Source organism: Pseudoalteromonas sp. SG44-1, from assembly GCF_014164315.1.
GTDB lineage: Bacteria > Pseudomonadota > Gammaproteobacteria > Enterobacterales > Alteromonadaceae > Pseudoalteromonas > Pseudoalteromonas rhizosphaerae.
The window spans coordinates 25,934-44,254 of record NZ_JACJEW010000016.1 but is presented as its reverse complement, the minus strand read 5'-3'; the positions used below and the strand labels follow the sequence as shown (position 1 = coordinate 44,254).

Annotated in this window: 14 protein-coding genes; 10 read left to right on the top strand and 4 right to left on the bottom strand. The window is 39.5% G+C overall.

Annotation, left to right across the window (positions count from 1 at the left end; genetic code table 11):
• Nucleotides 1-199 precede the first annotated feature (199 nt).
• From H5187_RS09650 to H5187_RS09640, 3 genes are all read left to right on the top strand, one after another.
• On the top strand, nucleotides 200-937 hold the full coding sequence (locus H5187_RS09650; RefSeq protein ID WP_182797805.1) for a hypothetical protein: 738 nt from the start codon (nucleotides 200-202) through the stop codon (nucleotides 935-937).
• Nucleotides 938-1,121: 184 nt separating this feature from the next.
• The gene (locus tag H5187_RS09645) at nucleotides 1,122-1,634 is read left to right on the top strand and encodes a hypothetical protein (protein WP_182740260.1); all 513 of its coding nucleotides are present in this window, start codon (nucleotides 1,122-1,124) and stop codon (nucleotides 1,632-1,634) included.
• A 53-nt stretch (nucleotides 1,635-1,687) separates the two neighbouring features.
• Nucleotides 1,688-1,876 carry a DUF1289 domain-containing protein gene (locus H5187_RS09640; protein WP_182785006.1) on the top strand — a complete coding sequence of 63 codons (189 nt, stop codon included), beginning with the start codon at nucleotides 1,688-1,690 and terminating at the stop codon, nucleotides 1,874-1,876.
• Between the two features lie 7 nt (nucleotides 1,877-1,883).
• On the opposite strand, the gene H5187_RS09635 is transcribed toward H5187_RS09640, so the two are convergent.
• Both H5187_RS09635 and H5187_RS09630 read right to left on the bottom strand, forming a co-directional pair.
• On the bottom strand, nucleotides 1,884-2,543 hold the full coding sequence (locus H5187_RS09635; RefSeq protein WP_182767963.1) for an NADPH-dependent FMN reductase: 660 nt from the start codon (nucleotides 2,541-2,543) through the stop codon (nucleotides 1,884-1,886).
• A gap of 151 nt (nucleotides 2,544-2,694) precedes the next feature.
• Entirely contained in the window at nucleotides 2,695-3,966 is a 1,272-nt protein-coding gene (locus H5187_RS09630; RefSeq protein ID WP_182761070.1) for an O-acetylhomoserine aminocarboxypropyltransferase/cysteine synthase family protein, read from the bottom strand.
• Nucleotides 3,967-4,463: 497 nt separating this feature from the next.
• On the opposite strand from H5187_RS09630, the gene H5187_RS09625 reads away from it, so the two are divergent.
• A complete protein-coding gene (locus tag H5187_RS09625) occupies nucleotides 4,464-6,881 on the top strand; it encodes a PAS domain S-box protein (protein WP_182734172.1) in 2,418 nt (805 codons plus the stop codon).
• A gap of 150 nt (nucleotides 6,882-7,031) precedes the next feature.
• Here the strand turns inward: H5187_RS09625 and H5187_RS09620 are convergent, their stop codons facing one another.
• Nucleotides 7,032-9,191: a S46 family peptidase gene (locus H5187_RS09620; RefSeq protein ID WP_182718666.1), complete on the bottom strand. Its 2,160-nt coding sequence runs from the start codon at nucleotides 9,189-9,191 to the stop codon at nucleotides 7,032-7,034.
• Nucleotides 9,192-9,408: 217 nt separating this feature from the next.
• On the opposite strand from H5187_RS09620, the gene H5187_RS09615 reads away from it, so the two are divergent.
• A complete protein-coding gene (locus H5187_RS09615; protein ID WP_182718665.1) occupies nucleotides 9,409-10,209 on the top strand; it encodes a glycosyltransferase family 25 protein in 801 nt (266 codons plus the stop codon).
• Nucleotides 10,210-10,230: 21 nt separating this feature from the next.
• Here H5187_RS09615 and H5187_RS09610 read toward each other — a convergent pair whose 3' ends face one another.
• Nucleotides 10,231-12,015: a M61 family metallopeptidase gene (locus H5187_RS09610; protein ID WP_182718664.1), complete on the bottom strand. Its 1,785-nt coding sequence runs from the start codon at nucleotides 12,013-12,015 to the stop codon at nucleotides 10,231-10,233.
• Nucleotides 12,016-12,232: 217 nt separating this feature from the next.
• On the opposite strand from H5187_RS09610, the gene H5187_RS09605 reads away from it, so the two are divergent.
• The 5 genes from H5187_RS09605 to H5187_RS09585 all read left to right on the top strand — a co-directional run bounded on the left by H5187_RS09605 (nucleotide 12,233) and on the right by H5187_RS09585 (nucleotide 18,093).
• Nucleotides 12,233-13,768: a diguanylate cyclase gene (locus H5187_RS09605; RefSeq protein WP_404687826.1), complete on the top strand. Its 1,536-nt coding sequence runs from the start codon at nucleotides 12,233-12,235 to the stop codon at nucleotides 13,766-13,768.
• Between the two features lie 41 nt (nucleotides 13,769-13,809).
• Nucleotides 13,810-15,153 carry a nucleotide 5'-monophosphate nucleosidase PpnN gene (gene ppnN / locus H5187_RS09600; RefSeq protein WP_149980187.1) on the top strand — a complete coding sequence of 448 codons (1,344 nt, stop codon included), beginning with the start codon at nucleotides 13,810-13,812 and terminating at the stop codon, nucleotides 15,151-15,153.
• A 14-nt stretch (nucleotides 15,154-15,167) separates the two neighbouring features.
• Nucleotides 15,168-15,941, top strand: coding sequence for a flap endonuclease Xni (gene xni, locus H5187_RS09595; RefSeq protein WP_182718663.1), 774 nt, complete (start codon nucleotides 15,168-15,170; stop codon nucleotides 15,939-15,941).
• 69 nt (nucleotides 15,942-16,010) lie between these two features.
• Nucleotides 16,011-16,394 carry a DUF3192 domain-containing protein gene (locus tag H5187_RS09590; protein ID WP_149980185.1) on the top strand — a complete coding sequence of 128 codons (384 nt, stop codon included), beginning with the start codon at nucleotides 16,011-16,013 and terminating at the stop codon, nucleotides 16,392-16,394.
• Nucleotides 16,395-16,404: 10 nt separating this feature from the next.
• The gene (locus H5187_RS09585; RefSeq protein ID WP_182718662.1) at nucleotides 16,405-18,093 is read left to right on the top strand and encodes a hypothetical protein; all 1,689 of its coding nucleotides are present in this window, start codon (nucleotides 16,405-16,407) and stop codon (nucleotides 18,091-18,093) included.
• The last annotated feature ends 228 nt before the right edge of the window (nucleotides 18,094-18,321 follow it).

The window sequence follows — 18,321 nt, the reverse complement described above, 5'->3', positions numbered from 1 at the left end:
AGCAAGCGAATACAGGTTGGGAAAGATTATTTTGTTGCCTAAGACTTCGTACTTTCTCGGGCGTAAATTCATGTACCGTAGTTAAGCAAAGCGCATCAAACTTTCGCATTAAAATAAAAATTATCAAATCCCCTTTAAACCTTTTTAGTCGCTCTATACGACTAAACTAAAAACACCACAAAAATGAAAGGGAATAATAATGATTAACGCATTCACACGATTGACTCTGATTGGCACTGTACTGCTATCTGCTCAAGCTTTGGCTTGGAATAACGAGATGACACTACAAGACACAAAAAAGCTTACCCTTGATGCTCAATCACTATCAGCATTAAACGTTGAAGCCGGTTCGGGCTTTTTACATATCGTAGGCAGTAATACCGACACTGTGACGGTAAAGGCTGAAATTTATCAATATGAAGCGCATGACAACTACTGCCTTACTTTAGATAAAAGTGGCAACTCAGCAAAATTAACTGCGAATAATTGTGATAACCACAGTGAAGATCATACGCGCATAGATCTAACGGTGTCGCTACCAGCAACATTCTTGCTTGATATTACCGATGGATCAGGCGAGATCTCGATTGAAAATGCAGCTGAAACTAGCATGCATGATGGTTCTGGCGCAATTATAATCAATAATATTTCGGGTCAATTAACCATTGAAGATGGCTCAGGCGCAATCACTGCGAGCAATATTACTGACAGTGTAAACATCCATGACGGCTCTGGCAGTATTGAACTGGCAAACACTCAAGGTGATGTAATCATTCATGATGGATCGGGTAATATCGATGTGCAAAACATTGTCGGCAAAGTAACAGTAACCGATGGATCTGGTGGTATTTATGTTAACAAAGCAGGCGATTTTACTTTACTTGCTGATGGTTCAGGTAGCGTTACAATAAAAAATGTGCCTATTCAAAATCTATAAGTGGCTGCGTTTGCTTAAAGAAATACTTAGTTTTGGGGCAAAAAAATTTAAAAAATTGCGCTAAAACGTTTGATATAAGTCATGCAATAATTTTATTTTCACGTCTTTAATGGCATTTTTTCAAGCCCTTAGGTATCCTTTAAGCAACTACGAAGGATTAGCTATCACAAAAGGATAGTCCACTATGAAAAAGTATTTATCGGTATTATTAACAGGCCTTATTTTATCGGGTTGTAGCAGCTTAACAACAGAGCAAAAAGCAAGTATTGATAACCTCACGCCTTGTGAAAAAATCAATGGTTTATTAGCCGCCTACGACTCACGTTTTGAAGTGTTAAAGCGCACCCGTGTAAATACAAAGTACGCAGAAACCTGGACAGCTAAATACAATCTCGTTGGTGAAGCATGCCAAATCAGTGCTTTGGATGCCGATACAGTGACTTATCGTTGCCAAGATAATTACCAAGAAAAAACGCAAGCGGTGGCCATTCATCAAAAGGCTGTTGATTTCACCCGAGCTTGTTTAGCGCAAAATAACTGGCACGAACAACAAAAAGAATCTGCTGATTCATTACGCACTACCTTTGTACTTGATGAAAAAAACCCAGCTATTTCAATTCATACCGGAAAAACTTTATCTCGCTCAACGCCTTGGTCTACCTCATTTGAAGTAGGTAAATCGGTAGCAAATAAATAGCATTAAAACCATAAAACAGGTCAGCAAATGTTGACCTACTTGGCTAAGGATTTATGAATTCAACACCCCAAAAAAGTTCATCGCAATTAAAAACCGACTGCATTGGGAAATGCCACCGTCTCAAAGGCTATTGCAGCGGCTGCGGCCGAACTAGCGACGAAATATTTGACTGGATCATTTTATCAGACCAAGAGAAACAAGCTATTTTAGATACTCCAAGAGAGGATACTAATACCCCATAGCTTATTATTAAGGTGCATTGCGTTGCGACGGGTCGCGTTTAAAGTCTTTAATTAATTGCTTAGGGTCAAGCTCCTCACGTTGCTTACTTGCTGCCTCAGCCCACCACAGTAACTGATTAAACGACCGCGAAAAATATTCGCGCCATGATGCTTGCTCTGCCTCATTGTTTGTTTCACCACTTTCAATAAATACATCCTGTGCTTTTGGCACATGGATCATAGCCGACACCGGCAAACACCCAAGTTCACTTAAAAAACTGCGCATCCCAACAGCGGCACGAACGCCACCCCACTGCCCCGCAGAATACGTAACAATAACGCTGGGTTTGTAAGCAAATAAAGAGCTACCAAAATGGTTTAATAGATTAGCCAATGCTGGACTCATTGAATGATTGTACTCAGGGCTGACCATAATAAAACCATCACTGGCTTTAATTTTTTCCGCTAGGTCATCGAGTTTTTTAGGCACCTCGGCTTGTGAATAAGCAAAGTGCGGTTTGAATATAGGGTCCAGCTCATAGTCTAGCGGATCTATCAGTTCAATATCGTGATCACTGTATTGCTCAAGCAAACAGCGTTGGCATGCCTTGGCAACTCTTTCACCGAGACGTGCCGGCTTAGGTGGCGAGCTTTTTCGAACTGAACCTAAAAAAATTAATAGTTTCATGTACTGGCACTCCATTTTATTTAAATCATTATACGAATATAAACGTAAATTTGTGCGGTAGGTCATAAATAAAACCTACCTTACAAGCAAAACATAAAATGCATGTTTAAACATTAATGTGGATCACGCTTTACCCCTGTAGCTAACATTACTAAGCTTTATCGAGCGCTTGGCTTACATCAGCAATGATATCGTCGATGTTTTCAATACCCACTGATAAACGAATTAAATCGCGGCTAACCCCTGCGTTCGCCAATTCTTCATCATTTAATTGTCGATGCGTGGTTGATGCTGGGTGGCAAGCCAGTGACTTTGCATCACCGATATTTACCAAACGTAAAATCATATTCAGTGCATCAATAAAGCGAGTGCCAGCTTCAAGGCCACCCGCTATCCCAAAGCTTAAAATACCAGACGCTTTGCCACTAGTGGTTGTTTTACTCATTGCGTTATAGGGACTTGACGCTAACCCCGCGTAATTAACCCAAAGCACCTTAGGGTGATTCTCTAGGTATTCAGCAAGCTGTTGCGCGTTTTCACAGTGGCGCTGCATTCTTAGCCCTAAAGTTTCAAGACCAATTAAAATGTCAGAGGCGTTTTTAGGCGCAAGTGCCGCACCGGTATTTCTAAGTGGAACAACCCGGCAGCGACCAATAAACGCCGCTTCAGCAAAAGCATCGGTATAAACCACATTATGATACGACGGATCAGGCTCATTCATCATCGCAAAACGAGTGGCATTGGCTTTCCAGTCAAACTTACCCGAATCAACAATTATGCCGCCAATCGCCGTACCATGGCCGTTAATATATTTAGTAAGCGAATGCACCACAATATCGGCACCCAACTCAAATGGCCGGCATAAATACGGCGTTGCCACCGTGTTATCAACAATCAGCGGCACGCCTTTGCTATGGGCTATTTTAGCTAATCGAGCGATATCAACAATATTCCCTGCAGGGTTACCAATCGACTCACAAAAAACCGCACGGGTATTCTCATCAATCGCGTTTTCAAAACCGGCAAAGTCATCCGCTTTAATCATCCGCGCTTCAATACCTTGGCGCGGTAGACTATGGGCAAATAAGTTATAAGTACCACCATACACTTGGCTGGTACTGACAATATTAGTGCCCACTTCACATAAACATTGAATTGCGTAAGTGATGGCCGCCATACCAGAGGCCACAGCAAGCGCACCAATGCCCCCTTCCATGGCCGCAATACGCTGTTCAAGCACCGCATTAGTCGGGTTCATAATACGGGTATAAATATTCCCGGGTACTTTTAAATCAAATAAATCAGCACCATGCTGAGTATTATCAAACGTATACGATGAGGTATTATAAATCGGCACCGCCGCCGATTTAGTTGTAGGTTCAGATTCATAACCGTGATGCAGCGCTAAAGACTCAAGTTTCATAATTATTTCCTTCAATTAATTTGCCACTAAGCTAGCATTTATTGGTTATAAAGTGCACATGAAATATATTAAAGGATGTTGAAGTAATTAGATTTAAGTTAAATTCTGCTAAGAGAGAATTATGTTAGTTTGTTCCACCTTAAACGAACACCTGCTGTTCTTAAGAAAGTGGACATAGCTGTTTATTATGGTTTAGGCTGTGAAGCGTGCATTGACTGATTGAACGTATCTTAACTCCAGATCGTCCTCTGGACTCATTAACTATAAAAAATAAAAAGAACAATAATCTGTTGTATTTTTCACTTATCATTACAGCCAACTATAATTATCTTCTCGTAGTTTGTAGCTATTTGAAAAAATATTGATTCTCGTCAAACGGTACTATAAGGAAATAGCCACTCAATACTCTCTATTTAAAACTTCTGTTTTTACAAAAAATGGACTATAGCTATTGTTATATATAGGAAAAGAAAAAACACAATTAACAGTGAGTTCTTATGAGTAATCCCACAAACGATCTCGAAGCGGAGATTGACCAGCTTAAAGTTCAGCTTGCAAACGCTAGAGCTGAAAATATAAAGTATAAGAAGTTGTTTGAAGTATCTGGGGACGCACTATCAATAATCGATCTGAAATCTGGTAAATTCACAGAATGTAACCAAGCTGCAATCAATATGCACGGCGTGGAAAGTAAAGACAACTTTATTAATTTAAAGCCTTCTGATATCTCACCTGAGTATCAACCATGTGGCAGACGTTCAGAGGAAATAGCCGCAGAACACATTGAAAATACTCTGACTAAAGGGCCACAGCTGTTTCAGTGGGTTCACTCTCGATTAGACGGCTCATCTTTTCCATGCCTTGTATCTCTGACTGTATTAAATGTGGATGGTGATGCTTTTATTTTAGCCATAGGTAGAGATATTAGTGAATTAGTTGAGACGCAAAACAAATTGCATAGTGCTTCAACAGACATAGAACGAATTAGCTACGCTTTCAATGAGGAAAAAGAAAAATTTGAACAGTTTTTTAGCTTAGCGCCGGTAGGCATTGCAATTAATAGGTTAGATAATGGTTTATTTGAGTATGTTAACAAGGAACTGAGTCGTTTTAGTGGTTATGACAAAGACGAACTAAATCAAATGGACTATTGGAAGTTGACACCAAAAAAGTACGAAGAACAAGAAAAAGAACAACTAAAATCCCTCTCAGAAACAGGCCGTTACGGACCTTACTATAAAGAATATATTCATAAAAAGGGTTATGAATACCCCGTACAATTGTCGGGCGTTATAATTAAGAGTGCAAATGGCGATGAGCTGATTTGCTCTGTCATCCAAGATACTTCCCATCAGAAACAGATAGAAACCGAATTACAAATAGCAAAAAACCAAGCTGAAACCAGTTCTCTGAGAATGAAATTGGCAAATGAATCAGCTCAAATTGGTGTGTGGGAGTGGGATGTCATTTCGGGAGAATTAATCTGGGATGAATGGATGTACAAGCTGTATGGCATTACAGAGAATTGTTTTTCTGGTGCTTATGAAGCTTGGACTCATAGTCTTCACCCTGATGATATGGAAGAGTCTAACAAACAATTAGAGGATGCCGTATCAGGTTTAGGTGCTTTTAATCCAGAGTTTAGAGTAGTACATCCAAACGGGCAGGTAAGAACAATCAAAGCTAGCGCAGAAGTTATTAGAGATAATGATGGCAACGCTCTAAAAGTCATCGGTGTAAATTACGACATTACAGATAAAATAAATGCGATAAATGAGCTAGAAGTAGCTAAGCAAAAAGCTGAGCAGGCAACCCAAACGAAAAGTGAATTTTTGTCAAATATGAGCCATGAGATACGTACGCCCATGAATGCAATTTTAGGCGGACTGCAGATGGTCAATACTGAGTATCTCGATGCCAAGTCCAAAGTAATGCTTAAAAATGCAGTATCGTCTTCTAAATCGCTGTTAACCATTATCAACGATATTTTGGATTACTCAAAGATAGAGAGCAATAAACTAAGCCTAGAGCAAGAGCCTTTCTCGATTAGCGATATAATTAAATCTGTGAAATTTGAAGTGGACAGCATAGTCAGTAATAAGGGTATTAAACTTGTCAGTAATATTGATGAAAATTTTAATGATCACTGGTTAGGAGACATTGTCCGTGTTAAGCAAATATTACTCAATCTTGTGTCGAATGCTGTTAAGTTTACTGAAAAGGGTAGCGTAAACATTCACTTGAGCGAAACTCTTTACCAAGAAAAGCAGGCTATTAGTCTTGAAGTGGCTGATACAGGAGTTGGAATGAGTGAGGAAGCTCAAGCTCGTATATTTGATCGTTTTTCACAGGCAGACAACTCAACAACACGTAAATTTGGTGGAACTGGGCTGGGTATGTCGATTACCCTCAGTCTTATTCTTATGATGAGAGGCACTATCGATGTAAAAAGCAATGTGGGTAGAGGCACCACTATAAGAGTCATATTACCATTAACTATAACCAATAAGAGTGTCAGCTCTTTCGTACAAAAATCTATGACTCCGCCGCCGTTGAGGGGAAAGAAAATACTGATTGCTGAGGATAACGAAATCAATCAAATTGTCATTCAGTCAATGCTCGAAGGCACTAATGCATCATTAACTATTGTAGATAACGGTAAACAGGCAGTAGAAGCAGCTAAAGAAAAGGACTTTGATTTGATACTTATGGATATACAAATGCCTGAAATGGATGGTGTTGAAGCAATGAAAAATATCATTAATTTCAATAAGCATATACCGATAATTGCACTAACCGCAAATGTAATGATTGATGACGTTGCTGATTATTTAAGCCAAGGATTTGATGCACATATAGCAAAACCAATTGATATTGCTACCCTATACGGTGTTCTGAGCTCATTTATAAAGTAAGTACTTGCTTTGTTTGTGCTTTATTGCCAGTTCGGCTTCGGCAAATCAACTTCCGCTCATAGCAAAAAGTAGACATAAGTCATTACAAATTATACTTATTAAAAAAGGCGCTTACCGTTATGGTAAGCGCCCTACTATTTTACTGATTACTTATTTTACGATTTTCATTTCGTCTAATAGGTTTTGTGCGTTATCTACTTTATCCATCACCCACAGCATGTAACGTGAATCAACGTGGATTGAACGATTAAGTGCTGGGTTATAATCCCAATCGCCAATAATACTTTCGTACACACCATCAAACAGTAAGCCTACCAGTTCGGCTTTACCGTTAAGTGTTGGTGAACCTGAGTTACCTCCAGTCGTGTCTACGTTTGATAAAAAGTTAACTGGTACGGTATTCATGCCACCGGTGTAATCACCAAATATTTTAGCCTTGATTTGCTGTTGCAGTTTTTCAGGCGCGTTAAATGGATCAACATCGGTGTTTTTTGCAAGTAGCCCTTCAAGTGATGTAAACGGTGTTGCTATCAAACCGTCTTGCGGTGAATAGCCTCCAACAGTGCCATACGTTACACGTAATGTGCTATTCGCATCTGCATACACAGGTTTATTTTGTGCTTCATTAAACGCTATGATAGCACTCATTAACTGTGGACGCGCCGCTTGTAGTTTACCGGCAAGTGCTTTGTCTTTGTCTTCTTCAGCTTTCATTACGGCAAAGATGGCCTTCGCGTATTGCATAAATGCATCTTGGCTTTGTTCAAGTTCAGCAAATGATTGCGTAGATAACGCGATACGAACGTCTTCATTATCTAGCGTTGAATTAGCATACATTTTTGCTAATAGTGCACTGTGCTTGGTTTTATCAAAGCCATTTTCTAATTCAAAAACTTTATCTACTTCTGCAAAACGCTCTTCTTTAGGTAACGCAGCATAAAGCTCTAAAAAATGTAATAAAATGGCTTTATCAACGTTTGCATCAAAACGGCGACTCATGCGCTTTAAACCGGCTTCAAAGCGTGGTAAATCGCGTTCTTGATAGCCAGATTCACGTTCGCTATCAGGTTTTTGTTGCTCATACGCTAAGCGATATAAGCTACGTGCGGTACTGATCATTTGTGAGCGGTGTACATAGCCAAGCATACGATCACGATCATTGTGCTGTTGCGATTGAGCGACTAGCGCCGACAGTTCATTTAACACTTTACCGTATTGTTTTTTACGCTTACGGTCGCTGTTTATCCACGCAGTGAGATCTTGTTCAAATTGCTTTTTACGTTCATACATAGTGCCTTTATTAAAGCTTTCTATCATTGACCCGTAGTTTTTAATATAGTTATTGTAACCCGCAATAGTGCTTTCATAAGCAATACGCGCTTTGCTGCCATCTTCTGAATTCTCTTCAATTAAAGACACATATTTTGAATTATGCTCGCGTGATTTGGGATAGCTGGTATTAAATACATAATCAACTTCAGCAGCAATGCGGTAACGGTTAGTGCGCCCAGGATAGCCTGCTACCATAACAAAGTCGCCATCTTGGACGCCTTTAGCACTGACGCTTAAATATGAGTCAGGCACATAAGGTACATTGTCTTCGCTAAATTCAGCTGGTTTGCCGTCTTTACCTACATATGCACGATAAAATGAAAAGTCGCCGGTATGGCGCGGCCACATCCAGTTATCGATATCGCCACCGTACTTACCTACGCCCATGGCAGGCGCGTATGCTAAGCGTACATCTTTAATTTCTAGTGATTTGATTAAGTAAAACTCTAGACCACCGTGGAATGAATACACATTACAGCGATAATTATCGTCAGCTTCACATGCTGACACTAATGCTTTTTCGTTTTTCTCTAGCGCGTCGTAGCGCGCTTTGGCGCTGAGTTTTTCAGTGCCTTTTATTACTTTTTTGGTCACGTCGGTAACTGTTTCAGTTACATACACTCTAGAGCCGGGTGCCGCTGGTAAGTCTTCAGCCGGTGTTGTTGCTAAAAAACCATTTTCTAAAATATTGTTCTCTGGTGTTGAGTTATATTGAATCGAACCATAAGCACAGTGATGATTGGTAACCACCAGCCCTTTTGGCGATACAAATGATGCGGTACAGCCACCAAGGCTTATCACTGCATTCATTGGGAACTCGGTTAATTTAGAAATCGATTTTGCATCAATTTCTAATCCTTTGGCTTTCAGAATTGATTCTAGATCAGGAAGTTGGTGTGGTTGCCACATGCCTTCATCAGCAAATGTTGAGCCCGATACTACAATAGCAAGTGATGCTATGAGTGGTTTTAAACGCATTTTTTAATCCTTTTTATTGTTTCTATAACAGGTTACGCGTGCAGCCTTAGCAAGGTCAATATTTCTGCGACAAAATAGCCACACTATTGTGTAACAAAATACTGAAAACAAATATTTCATCGAGCTCTGTTAGCAATAAAAACAACACAACAATGCAATCATTTAGTCATTTTCAATCGTTAGGATTTAAATACTATTAGTAATGCACGGCCTAACTATGACTGCTATTTTTTTGATCAACCTCGCTCGCTCAACCGAGCGATTGGCAAACAGCCAGCGACAATTAACCGCACATGGGCTAAGTTTTGAGCGTATAGATGCAATTGATGGCGCCATGCTCACGCAAGCACAAAAAGAAATTAATTACAGTCCTAGCCTCAATACACAAGAATATCACTACCCGCTCAGTGCTGGGCAGATTGGCTGTTATTTGAGCCATCGCAAAGCGTGGCAAACCATTGTCGATAGAAAACTTGATTACGCAATTGTGCTCGAAGATGACTTTATCTTAGATTCAAGTATCGGTAGTGCAATTAAAAATATTGAGCAATTACCGCTTGCTTGGCAACTTATAAAACTCTCAGCTTATCAAAACCGTACTCGCAAAATCGCCTATCAGATACCGTTGCAGTTTGAGCAACGATTAGTGATCCATAAAAAGTTGATGACAGGATGTTGTGCTACTGCAATCAGTTATCAAGGTGCAAAACAATTATTAGCTGCCACTAAAACGTTTGCTCGCCCTGTTGATTGTGATCTACAACATATTTGGGAAACTCAAGTCGCTGGCTATTCATTACTACCGTATCCATTCTCCCAAGATTGTGAGCAGGTAAGTGATATCAAATCGCGTAGTAATGCGCGCGAAAAGAAATCGTTTTTAGCGCGTAAAGGTCAGCAACTCCGTAGTGCGGTAAACAATCACTTTGCAACGGCGGCATTTATTGCCCAAACTAAGCGTGCTTTACCCACTACTCCTAAATGCAAAAAAGGAGCCGCAGCTCCTTTTTACTCATAACCTAGCATCATTAAATAGTATTTATTTTTTAACGAGGTTTGGGTGCTCTACACCCATCCATGCTTTAAATAATGCCATTTGCTGTGCAGTTGCCTGTTTGTCAGCAACTAGCTTTTTATCTTTATCAAAGCTTTGTGCTAGCGTTATTGTGGTGCTTTGCAGTGCATCACGGCGGATAAAATCAATGGTTACTTTATCCCCTGCTTTAAATGTTTCTAAGCTTGATTTTAAATCTTTACCAACATGCTTTTTGTTAATTGCCACAATTTTGTCATCGCTGGTCAAACCCGCTTGCCATGCAGCGCCATCGCGACGCACATGAGTTAAAGTTAATAACTCACCGGTATTTTTTGCCATCGCATCAACACTGGCAACGGCTTTTGCATCTTTTGGACGCTCTAACATTAAGCCTACTTTTTTAAACAGTGCGTCAAAATCAATATCTGCTGGTGCATCAACATTATTTGCCCACCACTGGCTGTAATCGCGGCCCGTTAACTGTTTTAAAATAGTTTTCACGTCAGTTGCAGTAAAGCCATGCGGCATTTTATATTGATTGTAAAGTGCACGATGAATATCACGGTAGCTTTGCTTACCTTGGCTGTTCTCAAGTAAATCAATATCAAGGGCCATCGAAATCAATGAACCTTCTGAGTAAATATTAGTACTGTAGTTACGAGCATGGTCACCACCTTGATTTATCCATTTATCAAAACTGGTTTCGGTGGCGCTTTGTACCTCACGCCCAGGCGATGATAAATGACGGTTGACGGTTTTCGTTAACACGTTTAAAAATTCATCCGTCGTGGCAATCCCTGAGCGCACCATTAAATGATCTTCAAAATAACTGGTTGAACCTTCCGCTATCCATAATAGTTTATCGTAATTAATATGCGTGTAATCGTAAGGAACTAAACCTTCAGGTCTATATGCTTTTACGTTCCAAGTATGGATAAATTCATGTGCTGCGGTGCTAATAAATGCAAGATAGTCTTCACGCGAGCCAAAACGGTCACGCGGACGCTGAATAATCGTTGAGTTTAAATGCTCGGTGGCACCACCTGCCCCTGAGGTTGCATGTACCATAAATACATAACGTTGGTACGGGTAAGCATCCCAAATAATATTGCCTGTTGCTACCAGCTTCTTAAGATCTTCAAGCATTTGCTCAACATCATAGTTGCCCTTGCCCCAGATCACTAATTCATAATCTCGGCCATCTACGGCAAATTTATGGAGTTCATTAATACCCGTTTCAATCGGCGAATCAACTAATACATCGTAATCTGCGGCTTTAAAGCTATGTTTTGAGCCTGCATTATCCATACCCGATACTGAGCGCCATGCTTTCGGTACATCTAGCTTAACCGTCACTGGCTCTTGACGAAATGATTCACTAAACATAAAAAAGCCTGATGCATCTATAAATGCGTGGCTATCATCAATATGGCGCGCACGTTTACCTAACTCATTAGCATACACTTGATAATCAATTTTAACTTCTGTTGGTTTATCTAAATGTACCCGCCATGTACTGGCATCAATTTTTTCCCATTTTAATGCTTTACCATTATCGCCTGTTGCTTCAAAAAAACGCACACCGTTTGCAAGGTTCAAAATTTCGTAACGACCTGTTCGCCAAGCTGGCAACTTTACATCTAAATGTGCTTGTGCCGTTTGTGGAAATTCTACGCTAACGTTGCCTAAATGATGTTCAGGTTGAGTAACAGCAAGTGAATAATTAACATCGGCCCATGCCGAGTGAGATAAAGCGGCTAATACCGATAATGCTAAAAACTTTTTCATAGAGGCTCTTAATTCATATATCAAGTGATTTTATTATGCGTGAGCCTAACAATGATGATAGAAAATGTGAATTAAAAGCGATAAATACACGTGCAGATAGGTTCGATGAATAAAAATCATCAACAAATGCTAAGTTTTTGACTTACTGACTACATTTGTGCAATTTTTGTTGTAAACTTACAACCATGTAAGATTTAATCAATGGCGGTAACTATTAGTGTCACAACAGCTCGAAGTTTTAAATAAAAAACTTAAACAAGCCATTGATACTCGTATGGTAGTTGAACATGCACGTAAGCATCAAGTAGACACATTGACACACTTTGCAGCTAAGTTATCGTTAAGCTGTAAAGGTATGGACATTGAACTTGATAATCGCTTAGCTAAGTTTCGTAGTGCGCTGGCTAAAGGGGTCGATTTTGAATTATTCGCGCCACAGATCGATGAAATTCTTACACTGCTAAAAAATCAAGAAGCACAACAGGCCACACATCAGCGTGAACTTCATAACAGTGTGCTCGATGCTGGCAAGTTACTGCAGAAAACCAAAGGGTTACCAGATGATGCACGCAGAACATTGCGTCATTTACTGGATCATGAACTGAATAATGTGCAATCGACGCGGGATTTCATTCCACTCCTTAATCGTTTAGTGACGATTTATCATCAAGCCTTACAAGTAAAACTGACTATTCCTGAATGCCAGCAAACTGCTGTGCAACCTAATTTAGCAAAAGAGTTACTCAATTTAGCTAATGATTTAGTATTTGAAGATGAAGCTGCAGATCAAGTAAAAACCATCAAAAATAATATCTCTGAAACCGATTCAGTGGATGATTTATTGACCTCTGCAATCGATATTATTCGCATCATTGCCAACAATATCAGTAAAGAGCGTCAATCTGCACAAAGCTTTTTAGTGTCATTGAACCAAACGCTTGAAGAATTACACCACTCAATTGTTTCTACAAGTAAACATTCAGAAGCAATGGGGGCTGAATTTACTGCATTAAATAAGCGCATTGAAGATAAAATTAACAATCTGACAGCACAAACCCAAAATGCTACTTCAATTTCATCATTAAAAGCCTTAGTTGATAACGAATTAAAATCGTTAAGTGAAGACTTAATTGAAAAAGAGCGCCTCGAGCAGCAAGATCGCGATATGTTGCTAAACAGTTTTCAAGAGATCAATCAACGCATTGGCAGCCTTGAAACTAAATTATCTAAATATAAAAAACGCCTGCATGAGCAACGTTTTAAAAGTTTGCTTGATGGCCTTACCAAACTGCCAAACCGAGCCGCATTTGACGAACGCTTTCATCACGAATTTCATTTGTTTGCAGTACAAGAATCCGATGTCACCTTAGTGGTGATTGATGTTGATCACTTTAAGTCTATCAACGATAAATATGGTCACAGCGCGGGTGATAAAACGTTACAAGTGATTGCCAAAGCGCTGCAAATGTCAATTCGTAAATCTGATTTTATAGCCCGCTATGGCGGTGAAGAATTTGTTTTATTAATGCCAGGTATGCCCTTAGAGCATGCCAAAAAACCTCTTGAAAAACTAAGAAAAGCGGTGAAAGGGATTCCGTTTAAGTTCAGAGATAAACAAGTAGAGATAACAGTTTCCGTCGGTGCCACGCAGTTTAAAAAAGGTGATACCCCATTGGGCGCTTTTGACCGCGCCGATGATGCTCTCTACAAAGCAAAAAATACCGGTCGTGATCGCTTGTGTATCAATAAATAACAGCGACCGACCTAGTGCTTTTTATAGCAAGGAGAACGCCTATGTTAATACAGTTAAACCCGACAGGTGTGTTAGATTTACTGTCGCAGCTCGAAGTTGATTTATTAGAGCAATCGTCTACCAGTGAGCGTTATAAGTTATTTAGAAACTGTGCGCTAGCTGTTCTCAATGTTGGCAGTCATACTGACTCCAGCTCAGAGATTTACAATAAATATCAAGATTTTGATATTCGCTTATTAAGCCGTGAGCGAGGCATAAAAATTGAACTACTCAATCCTCCGACTACGGCTTTTGTTGATGGTGAAATAATCACTGGGATCCACGAACATATTTTCTCTGTTATTCGTGATATTTTATTTATTTGTCAAAAATACGAAAAAGATTTAACCGAACAAAAAGCCATTACTCATATGGTCTTTGATATGTTGCGTAATGCCGCAGCGCTTCGCGTTAATAGCGATCCAAGTATGATTGTCTGCTGGGGTGGTCATTCTATTAATGAAAACGAATATAAATACACTAAACAAGTAGGTTATGAGCTTGGTTTACGTGGCTTAAATATTTGTACTGGCTGTGGCCCCGGTGCCATGAAAGGTCCAATGAAAGGTGCAACCATTGGACATGCAAAACAACGCAACACCAATAACCGTTATTTGGGCTTAACAGAGCCAAGTATTATTGCCGCAGAGCCACCAAATCCGATCGTCAATGAACTGGTTATTTTACCAGATATTGAAAAGCGCCTTGAAGCCTTTGTACGCACCGCCCACGCTATAATTATTTTCCCTGGCGGCGCTGGCACTGCTGAAGAGTTATTGTATTTACTAGGCATTTTACTTCACCCTGATAATGCCAAACAGTCGTTACCGGTTATTTTAACTGGGCCGAAAGAAAGTGAAAATTACTTTAGCGAATTATGCCAGTTCATTGAAATGACGTTAGGTAAGGAGGCGCTTGATAAATTTGAAGTTATTATTGATAACCCCGAATTAGTTGGGATCAAACTCAAATCTGCAATGGCAAATGTGCGTGATTACCGCAAGAGTCAGGGCGATGCATATTACTTTAACTGGACGTTAAAAATTGAAAATGAATTTCAGCAACCTTTCGCGCCAACTCATGCCAATATGGCTGGGCTTGATTTACATTTAGACCAAGAAAAACAATTACTAGCCGCTAATTTGCGCCGTGCATTTTCAGGTATTGTTGCAGGGAATGTTAAAGACGAAGGCATACAGGCAATTAAACAACATGGCCGGTTTATCATTAGCGGTGAACCGACTTTAATGAAAGCCATGGACAAACTGCTGCAAGCATTTGTTGAGCAAGGAAGAATGAAGCTCCCAGGCAGTCAATATGTTCCATGTTATGAAGTCAAAGCATAAGGGTTAATGTATTCGTGTCAGGTCAGTTACTTTTAATCGATGCGCTTAATTTAATTAGGCGCATTTATGCAGTTGATAGTAATCAAAACAAAGGCAGTGATGAGCAAATGATAAATACCTGCTGCGCGCGGGTAGCTCACGCTTGTGAAAAACTTATAAAGATCACCCAAGCAACGCATGCTATTGCTGTATTTGATGGTGATAAAAGCTGGCGGTATCATTATTACGCTCAATATAAAAGCAGCCGTGCCCCCATGCCTGAAACTCTGAAAAATTCATTAGATAAATTTAAACAGGCGATTGAGCAAACGGGTATTGTGGTGTTTGCCCCAGTAAATGATGAAGCTGATGATATTATCGCGACATTAGCCGATAAAATGGCGCAAAATCAGTTGTATAGTACAATTATCTCCACTGATAAAGGGTTTTTACCTAGCTTAAATAATTATATTAATGTGTATGATTATTTTAAAAAAGAATATTTAGATCATCACTCTATCGTACAACGTTTTGGTGTTGAGCAAGCTCGATTAATTGATTTTTGGGCAATGGCTGGTGATAAAACGAATGATATTCCGGGTATTAAGGGAATTGGTACTAAAACAGCACAAGAGATTATTAGTAAGCACGCAGATATAACATTGGCGGTAGAGGATGAAACGCTCTCTACAGCAGTTCGTAAAAAGTTAGCGACAGGAATGGCTGACTATATTACCTCTAAACATTTGGTTGGTTTACGTACAGATATTAACTTAGGCTTTAGTTTAAAGCAGTTAAGGCTCAATTAATCGCATTCACGTAGCACTGGATTTGAACTATGCGTATACTAAATTTAAGTCTCAGCGTAAGAGTGCACAATGTTTAAGAAGGTTTTTCGCTATCTCATATTAGGTTTGGGTGTATACGCCTTGATCGCTACTTTGGTCATTACTTTTTATAAAGATGATCCACAGGCGATGATCTGGCAAGACCGAGAAGCGTTCAATAAACGTTATATCGCTAAATTAAGTGTCGAAACACCGACTAACTTAAACACAGTTTTAGAGTATTTAGGCAGTCCTGATCTAACATTCGCGAAACGTGATAAAGAGGAAGTATGGCAAATTATTTTTTACCGTACTCAACATATCAAATCAGATGGGATCACGACTATGGATGAGTGTACTGGTTTACTGTTTAAAAATGGCGAATTGATTTTGTGGGGCCCAAGTGCATTTGATGCATTTGAGCAACGCGGGTAATTAATTACTTATGGATGCACTCTGCGCACAAGATCTTGCCAGCCTATTTGAAAAAACTCACCAAATATTAAGGCGTTATAATAATAAAAGTCAGTGGCCACAAATTTATCCGCTGTTGACACAACTGGCTGAGCAATATTATAAACTCTATGATTCACATCCAAATGCACTACAAGCCCAGCTTACTCTATATGCAGAAACACAAGGTTATACAACCAACTTAGTGGTCAATCAATGTGTCATTGTCGCCGCATTTTGTCGCAGTTTAAGTTACGACAGTAAAATCAGCCAATTGCTTATTTGTGTGTGTTTAACTAACTATTTATGTGTGCAAACACAAACTAATAAGCTGGCCCTGCGCCAACCTCTTACCCAACAAGAAAAAAAGCAATGGCAGTCGCGTCATCAGCTAGCAGTAAAATTACTGCAATCAGCTAACGTTCCCACTGACCATATTGCGTGTATTTTAGCGCGCTTAAATAAGTATAAGCAGGCCTTGCTAAGCACGCCAAAAATCATGATCTATGATGGACCAACGACGTTAGTTGCGTTAGCAAATATTATTGCGATGAACATTACCTATCGTACCCAAAATGATCATATTGATATCTATAAGGCAGTGGCTGATATTTATATCCGTACTCCTAACCTGTTTGCCCAACAAGCATTAAAAGCATTAATCGGTCATTTTGGCCCTTACCTGCCAGGCTCTTTAGTTAATTATAGCGATCAGCAGCTCACTTATATTGGTAAAAACCACCAGCAACGGGATTTATTAATTGCATTGCATGAGCAGCAAAAAACCAAATGGTATAGCGTTAAGGCAAAGCTAGAATCACATTCAAAACAACGCCCAAGTAAAGACAAGCGATTATTGTTTAGCGTATGGTTCAATGAGCACATAGCCCCCCCTGTTGAAATTGTAAACTTTGAAAAACAACAATTACTGATGCTGATAAGCCAAGTTAAAATACAAAAAGAATACTCATACAGTGCCCTTGCTAAATTACTCAACAATCATCCAGCGACAATTGAGTTACTTCGTGAAGCAGTGAAGCCTTATAATAAAGAGCACCTAGCAGGCAAAGATTTACGCCATTGTTTATCAATGGTCGGCTTATACAATGCACCAGCGATCATTCAACGGGTGCTCTTTGAGCAATTAGTAAACTACCAAGCACATCCATTAATGCAACATATACAATTACGCTTACAGGCAATAATAAGTTTATTAAACCAGCTGGTAAGTCGTGATCAACACAACCAGTTCGAGCACCTCGCTTTGCCTATTTATGGTTACGTTAATTATTTGATTGAATACTGTAGCACCACAATTAGCCGTAAGACAGTGTATGAACACTCACCTAAAAGTGATGTAAGTATGCCCTTTGCGTGGCTATTTGGTGTCACGGTTCATGATAGTGGGCATTTATCGGCTTATTTACTTGAATTGCTTGGTGACAATCCATGGACACAAGCGCTCTTAGATGCAGAGCAGCAAAAAAAACAACACTTATCTGCAGAGGCACAATTATGGGTTGCAATAAAACTCGTCGTTATAAAGGTGTATCAACCCAACGTAATACAAAGTAGTTGGCAAACACACACTTTTGAGCAAGTGTTAAAACGCTTAGATTGGCAGTCCAGCGAGGATTTTTATGCACAGCTACCAAGCCTAGGTTTAAGCAATAGCGTATGAATATTTATTAGACATAGTGACTAATTTAGTGCGTTTTCGTGGGTTTTACTGGCAAAAAGTTGAATAAATTGCTATAAAAGCCGCTTGTATTTTCAAACTCATTCACGTAAATAATCTAACAAGTAATCGCTTAATACCAATCGTGTTAAGTTACTAGCCATTTATAGCGACAGATAAATAGAGTGATAACAAGGCATAAATTTCGACATGTAGTTGTTCTACTTGAGA